This is a genomic window from Planococcus sp. A6, assembly GCF_028823615.1.
Taxonomy (GTDB): Bacteria; Bacillota; Bacilli; order Bacillales_A; family Planococcaceae; genus Planococcus.
In genome coordinates this window covers 1-17953 of the sequence record NZ_JAPEHT010000069.1, presented here as the reverse complement: position 1 = coordinate 17953, position 17953 = coordinate 1, and the positions used below count along the sequence as shown (strand labels likewise).

Annotated in this window: 18 protein-coding genes and 1 pseudogene; 17 read left to right on the top strand and 2 right to left on the bottom strand. The window is 47.9% G+C overall.

What is annotated here, in order from left to right; all coding sequences use genetic code 11:
- Positions 1-476: pseudogene (gene valS / locus ON064_RS11345) on the top strand (valine--tRNA ligase); the annotation flags it as partial.
- A 40-nt stretch (positions 477-516) separates the two neighbouring features.
- On the opposite strand, the gene ON064_RS11340 reads toward valS, so the two are convergent.
- Entirely contained in the window at positions 517-1311 is a 795-nt protein-coding gene (locus ON064_RS11340; RefSeq protein WP_274624858.1) for an ATP-grasp domain-containing protein, read from the bottom strand.
- Complete coding sequence (locus tag ON064_RS11335) at positions 1308-2156, bottom strand: ATP-grasp domain-containing protein (RefSeq protein ID WP_274624857.1); 849 nt, start codon at positions 2154-2156, stop codon at positions 1308-1310. The genes ON064_RS11340 and ON064_RS11335 overlap by 4 nt, the downstream gene beginning before the upstream one ends.
- A gap of 73 nt (positions 2157-2229) precedes the next feature.
- Here ON064_RS11335 and ON064_RS11330 point away from each other — a divergent pair, with 73 nt between their 5' ends.
- The 16 genes from ON064_RS11330 to ON064_RS11255 all read left to right on the top strand — a co-directional run bounded on the left by ON064_RS11330 (position 2230) and on the right by ON064_RS11255 (position 17838).
- A complete protein-coding gene (locus tag ON064_RS11330) occupies positions 2230-3417 on the top strand; it encodes a bifunctional folylpolyglutamate synthase/dihydrofolate synthase (RefSeq protein WP_274624856.1) in 1188 nt (395 codons plus the stop codon).
- A 46-nt stretch (positions 3418-3463) separates the two neighbouring features.
- Positions 3464-5167, top strand: a complete 1704-nt coding sequence (locus ON064_RS11325; RefSeq protein ID WP_274624855.1) for a sensor domain-containing diguanylate cyclase — start codon at positions 3464-3466, stop codon at positions 5165-5167.
- A 222-nt stretch (positions 5168-5389) separates the two neighbouring features.
- Positions 5390-5908: a type IV pilus modification PilV family protein gene (locus ON064_RS11320; protein WP_274624854.1), complete on the top strand. Its 519-nt coding sequence runs from the start codon at positions 5390-5392 to the stop codon at positions 5906-5908.
- Positions 5908-6366 (top strand): prepilin-type N-terminal cleavage/methylation domain-containing protein, encoded by a 459-nt coding sequence (locus tag ON064_RS11315; protein WP_274624853.1) that lies wholly within the window; start codon positions 5908-5910, stop codon positions 6364-6366. The genes ON064_RS11320 and ON064_RS11315 overlap by 1 nt, the downstream gene beginning before the upstream one ends.
- 10 nt (positions 6367-6376) lie before the next feature.
- The gene (locus tag ON064_RS11310; protein WP_274624852.1) at positions 6377-7885 is read left to right on the top strand and encodes a hypothetical protein; all 1509 of its coding nucleotides are present in this window, start codon (positions 6377-6379) and stop codon (positions 7883-7885) included.
- Between the two features lie 33 nt (positions 7886-7918).
- Positions 7919-8332 carry a hypothetical protein gene (locus ON064_RS11305; RefSeq protein ID WP_274624851.1) on the top strand — a complete coding sequence of 138 codons (414 nt, stop codon included), beginning with the start codon at positions 7919-7921 and terminating at the stop codon, positions 8330-8332.
- A gap of 1 nt (position 8333) precedes the next feature.
- Positions 8334-9776, top strand: coding sequence for a VanW family protein (locus ON064_RS11300; RefSeq protein WP_274624850.1), 1443 nt, complete (start codon positions 8334-8336; stop codon positions 9774-9776).
- Between the two features lie 25 nt (positions 9777-9801).
- Complete coding sequence (locus ON064_RS11295; RefSeq protein ID WP_274624849.1) at positions 9802-11460, top strand: GspE/PulE family protein; 1659 nt, start codon at positions 9802-9804, stop codon at positions 11458-11460.
- A 1-nt stretch (position 11461) separates the two neighbouring features.
- Positions 11462-12514: a type IV pilus twitching motility protein PilT gene (locus ON064_RS11290; protein ID WP_274624848.1), complete on the top strand. Its 1053-nt coding sequence runs from the start codon at positions 11462-11464 to the stop codon at positions 12512-12514.
- Positions 12515-13726 (top strand): type II secretion system F family protein, encoded by a 1212-nt coding sequence (locus ON064_RS11285; protein ID WP_274624847.1) that lies wholly within the window; start codon positions 12515-12517, stop codon positions 13724-13726.
- A gap of 135 nt (positions 13727-13861) precedes the next feature.
- Positions 13862-14320 (top strand): prepilin-type N-terminal cleavage/methylation domain-containing protein, encoded by a 459-nt coding sequence (locus ON064_RS11280; RefSeq protein WP_274624846.1) that lies wholly within the window; start codon positions 13862-13864, stop codon positions 14318-14320.
- Between the two features lie 43 nt (positions 14321-14363).
- Positions 14364-15299: a type IV pilus biogenesis protein PilM gene (gene pilM / locus ON064_RS11275; protein ID WP_274624845.1), complete on the top strand. Its 936-nt coding sequence runs from the start codon at positions 14364-14366 to the stop codon at positions 15297-15299.
- Between the two features lie 2 nt (positions 15300-15301).
- The gene (locus tag ON064_RS11270) at positions 15302-16036 is read left to right on the top strand and encodes a PilN domain-containing protein (protein WP_274624844.1); all 735 of its coding nucleotides are present in this window, start codon (positions 15302-15304) and stop codon (positions 16034-16036) included.
- Entirely contained in the window at positions 16033-16788 is a 756-nt protein-coding gene (locus tag ON064_RS11265; protein ID WP_274624843.1) for a pilus assembly protein PilO, read from the top strand. Before ON064_RS11270 ends, ON064_RS11265 begins: the two co-directional genes overlap by 4 nt.
- A gap of 77 nt (positions 16789-16865) precedes the next feature.
- Positions 16866-17057, top strand: coding sequence for a hypothetical protein (locus ON064_RS11260; RefSeq protein ID WP_274624842.1), 192 nt, complete (start codon positions 16866-16868; stop codon positions 17055-17057).
- 25 nt (positions 17058-17082) lie between these two features.
- Positions 17083-17838, top strand: a complete 756-nt coding sequence (locus tag ON064_RS11255) for a prepilin peptidase (protein ID WP_274624841.1) — start codon at positions 17083-17085, stop codon at positions 17836-17838.
- Positions 17839-17953: the final 115 nt, after the last annotated feature.

Here is a 17953-nt window from a genome sequence, read left to right as displayed (position 1 = left end):
CCGACAGCATGAAGCTATTGATGGACGTTATCCGTTCGGTCCGCACGATCCGTGCCGAAGTCCAGACACCGATGAGCAAGAAAGTTCCGATGACGATCAGCGCGAAAGACGAGACGACGTTGTCGGTGCTCGAAGAAAACGCAGCGTACATCGAACGTTTCTGCAACCCGGAAACTTTGACGATTGGCCACAACATCGAAGCACCAGAAAAATCGATGTCAGCGGTCGTATCCGGAGCGGAATTGTTCATGCCGCTTGAAGGCTTGATCGATATCGAAGAAGAATTGAAACGCCTGCAAAAAGAACTCGACAAATGGGCGAAAGAAGTCAAGCTCGTTCAAGGCAAATTGTCGAACGAACGCTTCGTGTCGAAAGCACCGGAAGCGGTAGTGGCAGAGGAACGCAAGAAAGAAGCGGATTACCTCGAGAAGCACGCAACCGTTGAAAAACGTATGGAAGAATTGAAGAACCTGTAATAGGAAAAAGCGATTCCCGAATTTTGGGGAATCGCTTTTTTTAGTTCCGGTTGCTGTCACGGAACGGATAGTTTTGTTCCAATTTCGTGAAATGCTGTGCCAAGAGCTCGGCGATATTGTCGTTGTGTGTTTGATAAAAAGAGCGGGCGCCGACTGGGTCTTCGAGTTCGTTGAACAGATGGCGGCCGTCTTCCAACAGCAAAAAATCGATGCCGATGTAATCGCTGTTCAATGCTGTGGCGATTTTTTCGACGTCTCGTCGCTGTGCGGCTGTCAGCTCAAAGCGTTCAGCGGTAGCGCCGAGCGAATGATTCGCTTTGAATGAATCAGTAGCGCTGCGTTTGACCGCACCGACAATTTCCTTGCCGATAACGTACGCCCGGACATCCGCCATGTGTGGGACCACTGGTTGATAGAGGAGCGTGGTTTCGGTATCCGGCACATTTTGTTCCGATTCAACGAGCCATACTTCCTTGCCACCATGACCGTTTGCGGTTTTGGCGATATACGGGAGAGCGAGCGGCGTTTTTTGTGTCGGGATCACCGGCACTCCGAGCAGCTGAAACAATTGATAGCTCTGCCATTTATCGTTGGCGATACGGTTCACTTCGGCGCGGTTGATGAGACGTACACCACGGTCTTCCAATAAACGGGCAGCATGTGGCTGGCGTACGCGGTAAAATACCGCTTGATTCTGGACGCGGTCGAGTAGTTGTTCCAGCCCTGAATCGCTCCAGTCATCCCAGGTGAGCAACTCAATCGAAGAAAAGCGCTTCAATTCATTAATAAATCCTCGATTATGCTGTGCAGCCATTGATTCATACAAAACAATCATGACAAATCCTCCATAATATAGCGGATCATCGCATCCCCCACGTTGACGCCTGTGACATTGAGAATGTTGCGGATATGCGCAGCGGCGTTGACTTCACAGACGAGCGTCTGGCCATCTGGTCCATATAATAAATCGCCCCCGACAGCTTCAGCCGCCTCCAAAGCGAGCTGCTGTTGCTGTTCGCTCAGTTCAACTGGGAAGGCACGCCCGCCGTTTGTGATATTCGCACGGAAATCAGTGTCGGACTGGCGTTTCATCGCGGCAACGATCTTTCCTCCGACGATATTGACGCGGATGTCGCGCCCGCGGCTTTCTGAGATGAACTCCTGGAACACGTAATCGATGCCCGACAGGCTTTCTACTTTCTCATAAAACTGCTCTTCCGTTTCAATCAAATACACTTTCATGCCGAACGACCCGTGTCCTTCCTTGATGATCATCGGCAAACTGAGGTGATCCAAGACGCCTTCGTAATAACTGGAACCTTGTATTGTGAAGTTCGGGTACACTTTCGGTGCTACGATTGTCTTCGGCATCGGGATCTTTCGTTCTGCCAGACGGATGTATTGGGTGGCTTTGTTATCGCATAAATCGATGATCGCCGGATCGTTGTAAACGGGAACGCCCCGGCTTTTCAGGAAATACCCGAGCAAGATGTCTTTATCGAGCAGCACCGCGAAATCTGGGAACTCTTGCTGTGCAGAGAGCGACATTTGGATTTCGTAATTTTTCTTGATTGATACTTGGATGCCCTGGCGCTCGGCGGCTTCAGCCATCAATTGCGCCTGGTCTTGAAATTTATCGGAAACTAGGCTTCCGTTATAGATAACCCAACAACTCAGCATTTCCATTCCACCTTCATGATATACTCATACGTAAAAAGTGTATCATGTTTACTAATGGAAAGAGGTTTTTAAAATGATTACAGGACTCGATCCTTATAAGGAAAAATGGGGCATCCGGTCGGACGCATCGATCAAGCCTGGCCTGGAAGCGATGGAAGCAGCGCTTTTCGAATTGGGCAATCCGCATAAAGGGCTGCCGTTTATCCATATTGCCGGCACTAATGGCAAAGGTTCCACTGCAGCTTTCGTCTCGTCTATCCTCATGGCACACGGAAAACACGTCGGCAATTTCTTCTCGCCGGCGATTGAGGATGTCCATGACCAAATCCAACTCGACCGCATGCCGATCGGAACAGCGGAATTCGATAAAGCGATGGAAAGGCTTTCGAAAGTGAAAACGGCGCTTACGGATTTTGAATTGCTGACGGTTTGTGCCTTGCTCATTTTCGAGGAGGCAGCACCGGATTATATTATCATCGAAGCGGGAATGGGGGGCAGGTTCGATAGCACCAATGTCATCGATCCACTTGTGTCCATCATTACAAGCATTTCCAAGGAACATACTATGTTTCTTGGAGACAGCATCGAAGAAATCGCCTGGCATAAAGCGGGGATCATCAAGGATGAAAAGCCTGTTGTCATCGGGCCATTACCGGAAGAAGCCCGCAAAGTAATTGATGGAATAGCGCAAGAACACCATGCGCCCATCCTAACGGTGCAAGAATATGACGGCCCCCTGAAGCTGAAAGGCCAGCATCAGCGATTCAATGCTTCTTTGGCATGGACAGCTGCACAACAACTGCTGGGGCAATTGTTCGATGCAGAAAAAACAGCCGCGGGACTCGCACAAGCCACAATCGCGTTCCGTTTTGAGGAAATTTTTCAGCATGTCATCTTTGACGGGGCTCACAATGAAGCGAGCATCAAAGCCTTAGTGGAAACGATACAGGAAAATTACCCAGATAAAAAAATTCATATTGTTATGGGCTTGATTCAAGGGAAGGACTATTTATCCATTTTAAGGTTGTTGGAAAAAATAAGCAGTCACTTTACTTTTATTGATTTCTCTGATGAGCGTGCTATGCCGGCACAGATTTTATTTTCAGAAAATATAAGTAAAATAAAGACAATTCAAAATGATTATGATATATTACCTGTACAGAATGATTCAGAAGTGACAATAGTCACAGGTTCTCTTTACCTATTGAGTCTACTAAAACAGCGAAATTATCAGATGTTCCGGCATTACAATAGCCCGTGACCAGCAAGACAGGGACAATGCGAGAACATAGCAAGGGAGACGAGCGATGGACCCATTATCAAAAAGAAGGAACATCCTTTGGGCGGCATGGCTATTTATTGTTCCGCCAGGACTGTTTCTTATTTATCAATATTACCCACCACCTTCCCTGGAATTGGCCGATGTTTTAGCATATTTGGCCTTTTTCGTGCTGGCTTGCTTGTTCCCGATGAACATCAGCGGCGTGCCGACTTACCTCGTCCAATGGCTGACAGTGGCCGTCTTTTTGAAATATGGATTGTTTGTCGAAGTTATCCTGTCCCAATTAACGATGATTATCGTCATTTTAAGGTTGCGGACTTCTGAAAGCCTATCGGTACGCATCCCGTTCAACTCGATGATGTTCTTCACGATTTCAGCGATTGCCGGCTTGACGTTCCTCTTTGCGGGAGGGGAGATCGCTTCTTTGAATCTGGTGGATGTCATTGTGTTCGGCTTGTTATTCCAGACCGTCTCTTTTGTGGCCAATCAATTCATCCTCTATGGCTATGCGCGGATCCTTCGCGAGCATAAAGATTTTTTCTCACTTGATACGATCTGGGATTTTGCCATCACTTTTTTGGTGTTTCCGTTCTCGATCGCCTTGTACATGTCAGAAGCCTATTTTGGATTGACAGCCTTATTGTTGCTCGGCATCCCATTTTTTACGATGACTGCCATTATCCATATGTACACCAATTCCGAAAAAGTGAACAACGATTTGAAAAAAGCGGGCGTGATCGGTCACCAATTGGCTGCCCGTTTGTCGTCAGATGAAGTGTTTGACCAATTTGTCATTCAAGTTGCCAAACTTTTCAAAGTGGATTTTGCGTATGTCATTGATTTCCGCGATGGGCAATTGCTGATGTTGCGGAAATTCGAGGAAAATCAATTCCAGCCTCTCGACACACAACCGATCAATTACGACGAAGGAATCGGAGGCAAAGCAATTATTGAAAACGATTCGTATATGTTTAGCAGCAAATCACAATGGAAAAGCATGCCGACGGAATACATCCATCCCGATTCGGAGAGTCTCATGGCGATGCCCATTTCGCGAAACAATAAAATCGAAGGCGTTTTGGTTCTCGCCGCCCGCAGAAAACATGCTTTCCACAACCACCAGCTTCAAATTCTGGACATCTTAAGCACTTATTTTGCCGTATCCTTGGAAAAAGCAGTGCTCGTCCAAAAAGCGATCGCCAAGAGCGAACGCTGCGGACTGACCAAACTATATAATTACCGCTATCTTGATGAAGCGATTGGAAAATGCATGGATCAAGTGAATAACGGCGAACTCGATAATTTGTCCGTCATCATGATGGACATCGATTACTTTAAAGCCATCAATGATAAATACGGCCACCAAAGCGGCAATGAAATTTTAGTTGAGCTCGCCAATTTATTGACGGATATGGTCAGCAGTGAAGGGACGGTAGCCCGTTACGGGGGCGAAGAGTTTGTCATTTTGCTTCCCGGCTATAGCAAGGAAGTTTCGATGCTGTTCGCGGAGAACATCCGCAAAGAAATTGAAAAGCACCAATTCACCATCCATAGCGATTTAGATGACAACAGGGGCACTGTCGGCATCCAAATCACCATGAGCATCGGCGTCTCCTCGGCGCCGGATGACAGTGACGACGCCATGGCGATGATCCGCAATGCTGACCGTGCATTATATATCGGAGCGAAGCAAGCAGGGCGCAATAAGGTTGCTGCCTATACAAAATAAGGCTACAGAACGGCTTTTGCCGATTCTGTAGTCTTTTTCTCTCAGGAAAGATGGGAATAAAAGCTAAAGTTTTATTAAAAAGTATAGATTATCCTGTAAAAATACCGTGTCAAAACCAAGTAAACATGCAATAATATAGGCGTAGCAGGATTTAGATATAAAGGCTTCACAATAAGGAAATTAATTACAATAAACGATGCAATTTTAGGGGGAATGCAGGAAATGAACAAGCTGAAATCGCAACAAGGCTTAACGCTCATCGAAGTGCTGGCGGCACTCGTCATCCTCGGCATCGTCTTCGTCGGCATCATGACCGTATTCCCCCAAATGACCTTGTTCAACAACAAGACCGAAGCGAAGCTCGACACGATGAACTTGGCCAGGCAGGAGATGGCGAATATCACCAATGCTGACTGGCTGGGCGACCGCGACGAAACGGATCCTGTCATTTATGAAAAATTCATTGATAAATACGAAGTGACGATGAACAGTTTGAGTTATACAAAAGTCTCTGAGCAAAACGGTTATGCTCGATTCGAAAAGCAGGATGGCTACACATACGAAGTAGAACTTGCACTCGCCTGTACACCTTTTTTGACTGAGAGCGAGACGAGCCTTTTAAAATGCGATGATCCTACTCTCGCCCAACTGCACAAAATGCATTTAAAAATTTATCAGGACGGCCAAGTGAATAGTGAAACGTATGGCTATCTTCAATACCGTGTAGAGGAACAAAATTGATGGAGAGGCTAAATGAAAAAGGGGTAAGCCTTGTCGAAGTACTGGCAGCGTTGCTTCTTGTATCCATCATTGCAACTGCGGCTTGGACGGCATTGTCTATTGGAATGAAACATACGACTGCAGAAACGAGCAAAACGGAAATCCAGCAAGATGCCAATATCATCATTACGAAGTTATCGGCCGCTCATCGCCAGAACGAAACGTATTCACTCAAATTTGAAGGCGGCCAATTAATGATGAAAACTGACAATGCAACAGGAGTGGGAGTTTTTGAGCGAGTGCTCGATAAGGAATATGACTACACCGGCACTGTAATAGCAGGAAATCCAGACCTGACTGCTGAAACATTGATCGAACCGAAAAAAGAACACGCCAATATCAATTTAAATTTAACGAAAAACGGCCGAAACTTGAGCATCCAGACGACGTTGACACGCATCCGCACTGACCGGCCATAGGAGGCTCTATATGGAAAAGGTAAAAAATGAAAAAGGCTATGCGCTTGTCATCGTCCTGCTCATCATCGTGCTGTTTATGGGGTTAGCGGCCACGTTCATGGCGGGCTCATTGAATCATGCGAAACAGGAAAAAGTTGTGGATACGGGAAACCAAGCGGTCGCGGCCGCTGAAATGGGCACTATCTATTACAGTTCGGACTTTGAACGCGAATTGAAACTATTGAAAGAAGAAATGCAACAGGAAACACAACTCAAATTGAACGAACTCATTGCATGCATTGAATTGCCATTAGGCGCAACTTGCGATAGTGAATTAGAACGCACTATGTGGGAAGAAAAGATCGATAGAGAAATGAAAGAACTTTACGTCCAAAAGATTCTTGAAAAAAGCAGTGAGTTGGATGCATTGAAATTAGCTGGTGAAGAAAATCCTTTTGATGGAGAACAAGTGCAATACCATGTCAAATCAGCAACCGCCAAGAAAATGAATGCAGCACAAAATGATGTGGATGATATTCTGGTCGTCGACAAACAAGTCAAATGGGTAGAGATCCTCCTAAATGTTGAAGGAAAAGCATTGGATAACCAAAAAGAACTAAACGCAATTTTTCAAGTGGAAATTCCAGATAGTTTCCTCGACAGCACAGAAACACGAAAGATTAACACCATAGTCATCACTGAAGATGAAGACTTGACGTACGATAAAGTGTTTTCGCTGACACCGCCTACAATCTCGTGCGCAGACTTAGTAACTGCTGTTAAAAACAAGACAGCGGAAGCACCTTATGAATGCAAAGCACAGGCCGATGAAACGTTAAAAGGATTTCTAGCCTCACTTGATGATGATATGGATCCGAAAGATTTTCGTGTTTTTACAAATGACTATGCGGACTTTGTTTGTGAGAAAAATTGTAACAATACAGATTTCCAAGGTATCAATATAGTCGTGAACGAAAACGATGCAGGGGCACCTAACAATATGAATAATCTGGTCAATGCCAATTTATTTATTTCGGGCAAGCTCTCAGTCGGAAACAATATTATAAACCTTGGCAAGAACGGAGAAAAACAGACAATTGTCGTAAAAGAGCTGGATGTCGACGTAAACCTGAAAAACATGTACAACACAAATTTTCTCGTACTGGGGTATCAAGACAAAACGAGAAAAGCGCAAATAGATTGGAAAAACCATATTGAAGTCTCGAATCATTCCAACTTTTGCATAGATATTGACCGAATTGACCCGGATGATCTGTCACGTTTGGAGAGAGAGGTCGCGTTCTCGGATAGCGGCCATTTGATCTATTATACGGAAGTGGCAGAGAAGAATTTTGTTTTAAGGGATAAAAAAGGAAGAATCAATCAAGAACTAACTAGCATTTATGTAACGAGAGCCAGCGATTATTCAACATTCTTAGAAAACTGCGGCATCTCGATGAAAGAAAGCAAGATTGTCCCGATTGATGTCTCGGTTCCAGAACCGATCGGATCCGGTTTTGGTCTGGAAGTTGAATATTAATAAAGAAATGAGCAAGGCGTAGGGGGAAGAGTAATGATTAAACTATTAATTTGGCTCATGATTGCAGCGGGTGTCATGGCAGGAGTGGTCTTTTTCAAGAAAATAGAGAATAAGAAAAAGACCTATCTTATAGCAGTCGGAAGTCTTTTAGCAGCTGCTGTGGCGCTTTGGATGCAAGGGAATTTCGCCTGGCATATGAGCCTGCTCGCGATTCTCGGCTTGTCGCTCGTGACAGCGCTTCTCTTCATGAAAATGGAAGAACGCGAGCAGCAGGAAAAAGAGCGGTTGAAACAAGAGCGCAAAGATCGCAAGAAGCAAGCAGTCGAACCGCCGAAACCCGCAATAGAAGCCGAAAAGGCGCCGAAACCAGAAGCAGAACCAGTTAAAGAGAAATCCGAGAAGGTATTTGGCATGGAGTCCATCGGCCCGGTCGGAAAGGGGAATTAAGATGGACAATAAGCAATTCGGAAAAGTGTTTGTCGGCGTATTTGGAGCCGCCCTTGTCGTATTTGGCACAGCCAATGCCGGGGCGTATGCGGTCGATGAATGGGTGTTCCCGTCGGCGGAATACGGCGATTATACATATATCGGCACGACCGACGTATCGAATATGGCAGTCGCGGATGCCAAGACTTTGTTTTTGAGCCAGGCTTCCGCGGTCCGGGAATCTTCGGAATTGCATGTCACGTATTTGGACGCAACAGCAAAATACCCATTGAAAGACGTTGAAATTTCATTGGATGAAACTTTGGAAAGAGCACAGAGTGGTGCGCAAAATGATTTTGTATTCGATCTGTCGGAAACGACGACGCGTTCGTTCTTGAAAAAGCAGTTCACCGATGTGCCGTTTACAGAAGCGGATATCGCGAATATTCACCAGCAGCTTGAAACGGCGCTTGAAGGCGGACAGTCAGTGACGCGTGTCGATATCAACAGCGATTCTCTTGAGATGAGCCCGCAAGAAGTGGCTCAATCGAGTTTCTCCCATGATATAAATAGCCCTGGTGCAGAAGAATTGATCGAGGTTATCGACGGCACAGTCATCGCTCCAGATGAGCAATTCGACTTTCTGTCAAAACTTGAAGAACTGGCTTTGCTCGATGCGACCGATGCAGAACTGACAGAAATCGCTTCGGCCATTTACGGAGCCGTATTGCGGACGAATTTTCTCATTGAGCAGCGCAGCATCGGCGAACAAGTCCCGGAAAATGTGCCGGCCGGGGAAGAAGCAGCGATTAATCGGTCATTGGATGTCGATTTCGCCTTCTCTAACCCAAATGCCAGTTCATTCACATTGAATGTCTATCTGCAAAATGGTGAACTGACGGCATCGGTTCATGGACAGCCATTTGTCCACACCTATTACATCTCGACCGCAGCCGATAAAGAAGTCGAACCGCGTCTTATCAAGCAATACAGCGCATTCGTCTCGAGCGGCAAAAAAGTGAAAGAACAAGGCCGCGACGGCAAGCGTATCGAAGTGGTGAGAAGTGTGTTGGAAGGCGATAAAGAAGTGCGCGTCGAACCGGTGTCGAGCGATTTCTATCCGCCGGTCCACCGCGTCGAAGTGTATCCGCTCAACGTACCTGAAGCACCTGCGACCGATGCAAACGGTGAACCTATTCCGCAGCCAGGAGATGAAGGCTTTGTTGACGCAAACAACAACGGCATCCATGACCCTGCAGAACAAAGTGCAGAAGACGAAACGGTTGTTGGGGACGAAGAAAGTACAGGTACTGAATTGAATGAATCGGTAGATGGTTCTAACCAAGATTCTAGTCAAGATACGGGAACTGGAACAGAAAATGCAAGTGAAGGTAGCGGTAGTGAAAACGATTCATCGACTGACGATGAGCCGGTGTACGACAAAGCAGGAAAACGAGTCGAGTAGTGACGGCTGAGCAAGGGGGATTTGAATGGTAATTAAGAGGAAACGAATTGGCGACATTCTTGTCGAGCAAGGGTTATTGACACAGGAAGATCTGCAGGGGGCACTGGATTCCAAGCAAAACGACCAGAAACTCGGCGACGCCTTATTGTCACGCGGGCTGATCACCGAACAGCAATTGATCGAAACGCTCGAAGTACAGCTCGGCATTCCGCATGTCTCGCTGTTCCGCTATCCGTTCGAGCCTTTATTGTTCAATGTAGTGCCGAAAGACTTTGCAAAGCGAAAACTGCTCGTGCCGTTAAAACGTGAAGGCGACCGATTGTTCATCGCAATGACCGATCCGACCGATTTCATCACGATTGATGACTTGCGCTTGGCGACAGGATTCCAGATCGAGCCGACGATTGCGTCAAAAGAAGACATCATGAAGACCATCGCCAAGTATTACGAAGAAGAATCCTACGATGAACTATTGGAAGAATTGCCGGATACAAAAGAAGATACTGAAGATGCGTTGACCGACTTGGATGCTCCAATCGTGCGCCTGGTCAATCAGCTGCTGTCGAACGCGGTCGCGATGAAAGCATCCGACGTCCATCTCGACCCTCATGAAGGGAAGTTTTTGGTGCGCTACCGAATCGACGGAACGCTCCGTACCGAACGGACTTTGCCGAAATCGATGCAGCAGATGATCACGGCGCGCATTAAAATCCTGGCGAATCTCGACATCACCGAAAACCGCATCCCGCAAGACGGCCGCATTAAAACGACTGTCGATTTCCGCGCGATCGACCTTCGCGTATCCTCGCTTCCGACAGTGTTCGGAGAAAAAATTGTCATGCGGATTTTGGATTTGAGCCAGAACTTAACCGATATTTCCAAGCTCGGTTTCAACGAGACGAATATGGAACGCTTTATGCGTGAAATCGATAAACCGAACGGCATCGTGTTGATTTCCGGCCCGACCGGCTCTGGGAAATCATCTACATTATATGCGGCGCTTAATAAGCTGAATTCCGAAGAAGTGAATATCATCACCGTTGAAGACCCCGTCGAATATCAATTAGAAGGTATCAACCAAATCCAAGTGAACGCCAATGTCGGTTTGAGCTTTGCGGCAGGATTGCGTTCGATTCTGCGCCAAGATCCCGATATCGTCATGGTCGGGGAAATTCGCGATAAGGAAACAGCAGATATTTCCATCCGCGCCTCGCTCACGGGGCATTTGGTACTGAGCACAATCCATACAAATGACTCGATCGCATCGATTACGCGCCTTCTTGATATGGGAATTGAACCGTTTCTCGTGACTGCTTCGCTCAATGCGGTCATCGCGCAGCGGCTCATCCGCCGTGTGTGCCGAGATTGCAAGGAAATACAGCCGGCAAGCGTGCGCGAACAAGAGATTTTTGCGAGAAGGGGCTTGTCGATCGACACGATTTCACGGGGCGCCGGCTGTCCGCAATGCAATATGAGCGGCTATAAAGGGCGCATGGCAATCCACGAAGTGCTCGTTGTCGACGATGCCATCAAAGACGTCATTAACCGCGGCGGCACAGCTGCCGAGATCCGCAAAATCGCCGTGGCCAATAAAACGATTTTCCTTATTGATGATGGCCTATTAAAAGTAAAGGAGGGCATGACGACGACGGAAGAAGTGCTCCGCGTTGCCATGAGTGACTAATATGACTGAAACCGCTATTGATTTTATCGATAAAGTTTTGACCGCAGCGCGCGAACTCGGCGTATCCGATATCCATATGACCACCGGCATCCCGCCGGTTTTCCGCATGCACGGCTCGCTCAAGCGCTACGGGGAGGAGCGGCTGTTACCTGAAGACACTGAAGCGATCGCGAAAGCCTTGATGCCTGAAAGTTTGTGGGACACTTTCCTGCAAAAAGGCGAGATGGATTATTCCTACTCGATTCCTGGCGTCGCGCGTTTCCGTGTCAACTCATTTCACCAGCGCGGTTCCATTTCGCATGCGTTCCGGACCATCCCGACGGTCATCCCGTCGATTGACGATTTGAAAATGCCGGATACTTTGAAGAAATTGTCCGATACGCATCAAGGCTTGATCCTCGTTACCGGCCCGACCGGTTCCGGTAAATCGACCACTTTGGCGGCGATGATCCGCCATATGAATGAAAACATGACGAAGCACATCATCACGCTTGAAGACCCGATCGAGTATATGCATAAGCACGGCTCATCGGTCATCGACCAGCGCGAAGTCGGTTTTGACACGAAGTCATTCGCCAATGGCTTGCGCGCTGCACTCCGTCAAGACCCGGATGTCATCCTGGTCGGTGAGATGCGCGACCTCGAGACGATCACGACCGCGATCACTGCAGCTGAAACAGGCCACTTGGTCATGGGCACGCTCCATACGTCAAGCGCCGCCTCGACCGTCGAACGGATCATCGACGTGTTTCCGCCAGAACAGCACGCCCAAATCCGCACGCAGCTCGGCGGCATCTTGAAAGCGGTCATCTCGCAGCGCTTGCTTCCGACAGCGGACGGTAAAGGGCGCGTCGCTGCGACAGAGATCATGATCCACAACACGGCGATCGCGAACCTCATCCGTACCGAGAAAGTCCACCAGATCCCGAACGTCATCTTGACGAACCGGGCAGCGGGGATGCACCTCATGCAGACATCGGTCCAGGAGCTTTTGAATAAAGGCCGCATCACGAAACAAATCGCGGCGCCTTATTTGATCGGAGGCGAAGAATAAGTGGCGCGTTTTAAATACGAAGGACGCGACCGGAAAAAGATCCGTGCTGGCTACGTGACGTCTGCGAATCGCAAGGAGGCGGTGCAAAAGCTGCGCGAAGAAGGCATTCGCGTTATCGATATCCGCGAAGTGCCGGTCGGTGCTTTGCAAAAAGACATTTCGTTCGGCAGTCCGGTCAAACGCGACCAGTTCATCATGTTCTTGCGCCAATTCTCGACTTTGATGCGCGCCGGTGTGACCATCGTCGATTCGGTAAAGATTTTGTCCCAGCAAGTCGAATCCAAGCAGCTGCGCAAGACGCTTGCCGAAATCGATGAAGAGCTGAGAAAAGGAAATTCCTTATCCGATTCGCTCGCCAAATACCCGAAAATCTTTGAACCACTTACCGTCAACTTGGTACGCGCCGGTGAACTGTCTGGGAATATCGACGACTCGCTCGACCGGCTCGCGACGCATTATGATAAAGCGTATCAGACGAGGCAAAAAGTCATCTCGGCGATGAGCTATCCGGTTGTTGTTGGTATCCTCGCGATTGGCGTTGTCATTTTCCTACTGTCGACAATCGTGCCGATGTTCGTCGATATGTTCCAAGGTTTTGGCGGTGAGTTGCCGCTGGTCACGCAAATCGTTATGGGCGCGAGCCGGTTCACGGTCCAGTATTGGTATTTGCTTGTATTATTCGCGTTGATTTTCGCCGGGACGATCTGGCTCATGAAGCGCAGCGAACAGGGGCGCATGGTGCTCGATACCGTCGTGCTGAAAATCCCAATCTTCGGTAAGCTTTTGCAAAAATCCGCGCTCGCCAGGCTCACGCGCACGCTCAGTTCGCTGTTCACCAGTTCGGTGCCGATCTTGCAGGCGATGACGATGACCGAGAAAGTCGTCGGCAATGCGGTGATGTCGAAAGTGCTGCTCGCGTCACGCGATTCTTTGGAACGCGGCGGCTCTCTGACCGCGCCGATGAAGCAGCATTGGGCCTTTCCGCCGCTCATTCCCCATATGATTTCAATCGGCGAACAAACCGGTTCGCTCGATCATATGCTTGCTAAAGTAGCGGAATTTTATGAGAAAGAAGTGGAAGCGGAAACCGACAGACTAAAAGCCTTGATTGAACCGCTAATGATTGTCGTGCTCGCAGCTCTCGTCGGGACTATCGTCTTGGCGATCATGATGCCAATGTTTGAGATGTTCAATAATGTAGATAATTTGTAGGTATTTTAGCAATATTAACAAGAAAAAATTTCTAAAAAAATATTAAAAAGATATTGTTTAATCTGCGACCATTGATATAATTAAGCTGTACTGAAAGTGGTACTTACTTAACAAAATAATAAGGGGGAAAAGAGAATGAAAAAATTCTTACAGAAGAAGTTGAAAGATCAAAAAGGGATGACGCTGATCGAGCTTTTGGCAGTAATCGTTATCATCGCGATCATCGCGGCAATTGCGATTCCGGCAATTGGAAATATTATTGAGAATAGTCGTTATAGTGCAGTCAAATCGGACGCTACAAATGTATTAAGTGCTGCAAATATTTATTTTACTGAAAATTCTGGTGATGCTTCAGTTGACACAGCTAAACTCATTGCAGAAGGGTTTCTTGAGTCATCAGGCGAATTATCAGCAACTGCAACAGAAACTGTTGTAACCAATGCTAATCCCTTAACTTTAACAACAACAAATGCTGTAACATTCTCTGGTGGTAAAGCTGTTACTTTTACTGGGGCGACGGTAAGCGGTATTACTGGAGACAGTATTAAAGGTAGCGATATTGATGCTGATACAGACCATGAGATCGACGAATAAATTGAGTGAAATTAAAAAGTATTAATTTTTAGGAGCTGATCAAATGGCTTTACCGTTTTTCCAGAAAAAAGCGCGCGTAGCGACAATAACGATAGAAGAAGATGCAATCCGCTATGTTGAGCTGAAGTCTGCAGAGCCGGTGTCCTTGATCCAGGCGGAAGAATTATTTCTTCCAAAAGGCATCATGGACAGCGGCAAAATCGCGGACCCAGAAGCGCTCGCTGTGGAACTCGGTAAGGCGATCGATCAGTGGGGTCTCTCCAAGAAGTCAGTCCGCTTCCTCGCCCCTGACGAATTTGTTATCATCCGCAAAGTCCCTTACCCCGAAGACGTCGAAGCCGACGAATTAAAAGGGCATTTCTTTATCGAAATCGGCTCTACTTTGTATTTGCCATTTGAAGACCCGGTATTCGATGTGGTCCCGTACCATTTGGATTCCGATGAACCGGAAGCGATCATCATCGCTTCGAAAGAATCGGTCATCAAAGATTACGAAGATGTCTTTGACGGTGTGAAACTTAAACCGCTCGTCGCCGATATTACGCCGCTCGCGCTTTACCGCTTGGCGTATCTTGAACACGATTTTCCGGAAGACGAACACATCATGCTCATCGATATGCAAGGCAAGAAGATGACGGTGTCGATTTTCCATGAACATTTCCCGATGTTCATGCGGCCAGTTGACCTCGATGTGCTCGTTGCAAATCCAGAAGATCCGTCGCAGCTGCTTGCGGCCGTCGAAGAAGAAGCTGAAAAGCTCGGCAATTTCTATCGCTATAATATGAATGAAGGCGAACAAGGCATCACGAAAGTCATTTGCAACGGAGAGTTTGGCGATTGGCACGCATTTTGCGGGCGTTTGTCCGACCGGTTCCTGATAGATGTCGAGCCGCTCGTCAAAGACGGCATCGAAGCGGACGGCAAAATCGTGCCGCCGCGCTTTAACCGGGCGATCGGCCTGGCGTTGAAAGAGGTGTAGGCATGTTAGTCGATATTAATTTACTCCCACAAAAAGAACGCGACCGGCCAGCTGTTTTAATCGCGGCGGTCGCGATTTTATTATTGGCGATCATCATCTGGGCAGTCTTCGCCATGATGGCGAGAGCCGAAGCGAATGAACAACAGGCATTGCAAGTTCAGGCACAAGGCGTCATGGCTGAACAGGCGCAAATCCGCAGTGAACTCGAAGCCCGCCAAGGCATGAACGAAGAACAGCAATTGCAGGCGACTGTCGAATGGGCAGAAAGCTACCAATTCGATACGATTCCGCTATTGGAAGAACTCGTATCGCTACTTCCAGCTCGCGGCTTTTTCCAGACTTTCTCGTATACAGGGCTGGACCAGGCGCAGCTTGTCGTCCAGTTCGACTCTTCGCGCGAAGCGGCTTATTATTTGGCGCAGCTGAAATCATCTGAACTGCTCACTTCCGCCACGCTCGATAATGTCGCCACGGAAATTTTTGACGAAGCAGCAGAAGAGGAAGTCATTGTCGACCCGAGCGAGCCGCGCTATTTGGCGACTTACACGCTCTTGTTCCAGGACGAACGCATTCCGGTAGAAGGTGAAGAAGCAGAAGGTGAAGCGGTGGACGAGGTGGCACCAACTGACGAACCGGCCGAACAACCAGCAGATTCAACAGAGACGGAAGAAACCGATGTTGAAGTCGATGTGGATGTCGAGACAGACGATGCAGAATCGGGAGATGAAGCCGCATGAGCAGCATGACAAAAAACCAAAAAGAAAAAGCGCTCATCGCACTAGCCGTCTTGTTCTTACTGGCCCTTGGGTTTTATTCATACTTCTTGCTGTATGCGCCGGCAAAAGATGCGCGCGAACAAGCCCAGCAATCGCTGCGCTCGGAGCGCGACGTGTTGATGGCTTTGCAGACGCAAGTGAAGGAATTGCCGGAAGGCGAAGCCGTCAGCACCCTTGAACTGCAGAAGAAAGTATCGATCGACCCGCTGTCCGAGTTGATGGTCTTGCAGATTGAAGAAGCTGAGCTCATCTCGGGAACACGCGTCGAAGCGATCCAGCTCGCAGAAGCGGATGTCGCACTTCCGGTTCCGGTTGAAGGATTGGAGAACTTGAAAGAAGTGGAAACGACTGTCGCGTTTACGGCAGAAAACTATAACGAAATTACGGACTTCATTTCTGAAATCGAGGAAATGGAACGCATACTCGTCATCGAGTCGATCAATTTCGGCGCCAATCCGGAAGTGCGGGAAGTCGTCGAAGAAACCGAACCGCTGCAAGTGACGCTGTCGTTTGCGGCGTATTACCGCCCGGACCTCATCGCTTTGGAAGATACCGTCCCGAAAATCGATGCACCGGCGCCTGCGGATAAAAAAGACCCGCTACCGGCGAACGATGGCACGGAATACGCTGATGACAATGAAGAAGAAACAGATTCCGACGTGGATGTCGATGTTGACGTCACGGTCGAAGAAAGTGCATCAGGGGAAGAGTGAAGGAAATCATTGCGATTTCCTTTTCTTCAATTCTGATCAAAAGCGCTTTTTGATTAAATATATAAAGAATTATCTAGATGAAAGAGTGGAAGGTGGCGAATCCGGCGGGAGCAGTGACGGAGCAGTGCGACGGAGCGACATGGACTGAAGACCCTGGACCGAGCAAAGCGAGGGAAGCGGCTGAAGCCATGCCCGCGGAAAGCGTCCGCCTGGAGCGAATTCACAATGCTGCTTCGCCGTTTATAACTTCTTACTTACACAACAAATAAATTCTACTAGTAAAAGAGGGACATCATGATTGCTGTATATTCCGTTTTTGCTTCTGTATTCGGTTTGGTGTTCGGTTCGTTCTATAATGTCGTAGGCTTGCGCGTGCCGAAAAACGAATCAATCGCTTATCCGCCGTCTCATTGCACGACCTGTGACCGCCGTTTGACCGCACTCGACCTGGTGCCGGTGTTTTCCTACTTATTCCTGCGCGGTAAATGCCGGAAATGCGGCTCGCGCATCCACTGGGTGTATCCGTTAATGGAAGCGATCACCGCTGTGTTGTTCACCGCCGTCTTCTTGAAATTCGGCTTTACGCCGGAACTGATCGTCGGTTTGTTGTTCGTATCGATGCTCGTGATTATCACCGTGTCTGACATTGCTTATATGCTCATACCTGATAAAGTGCTATTGCCATTTGCGGCAGTGCTGCTTGTGTTGCGTTTCATGGTTCCGCTCGATCCGTGGTGGGATTCACTGCTCGGTGCTGCTGTCGGATTTTCGGTGTTGTTGTTGATTGCGACTTTGTCAAAAGGCGGCATGGGCGGGGGCGACATCAAATTGTTTTTTGTTATCGGGCTCGTGCTCGGAACCGCTGGGACCTTGCTGACTTTATTCTTCGCCTCGTTTATCGGCGCCATTGCCGGCATCATTTTGCTTAGGGTAAGAAAACAAGGCCGAAAAACACCGATTCCGTTCGGCCCATCGATTGCTTTATCCGCCGTGATCGTTTATTTATGGGGTGAGCAATTCATCGGTTGGTATGTAAATTTATTCATGTAGATTATAACTTTATTATGTAAACTTATGATATATTTGATGATGTTAGTGTTTTAATTACAACATTCAAAGGTATTAAAAAGAAAAAAAGCGGCAGACCCAAATTCGGGTCTGTCGC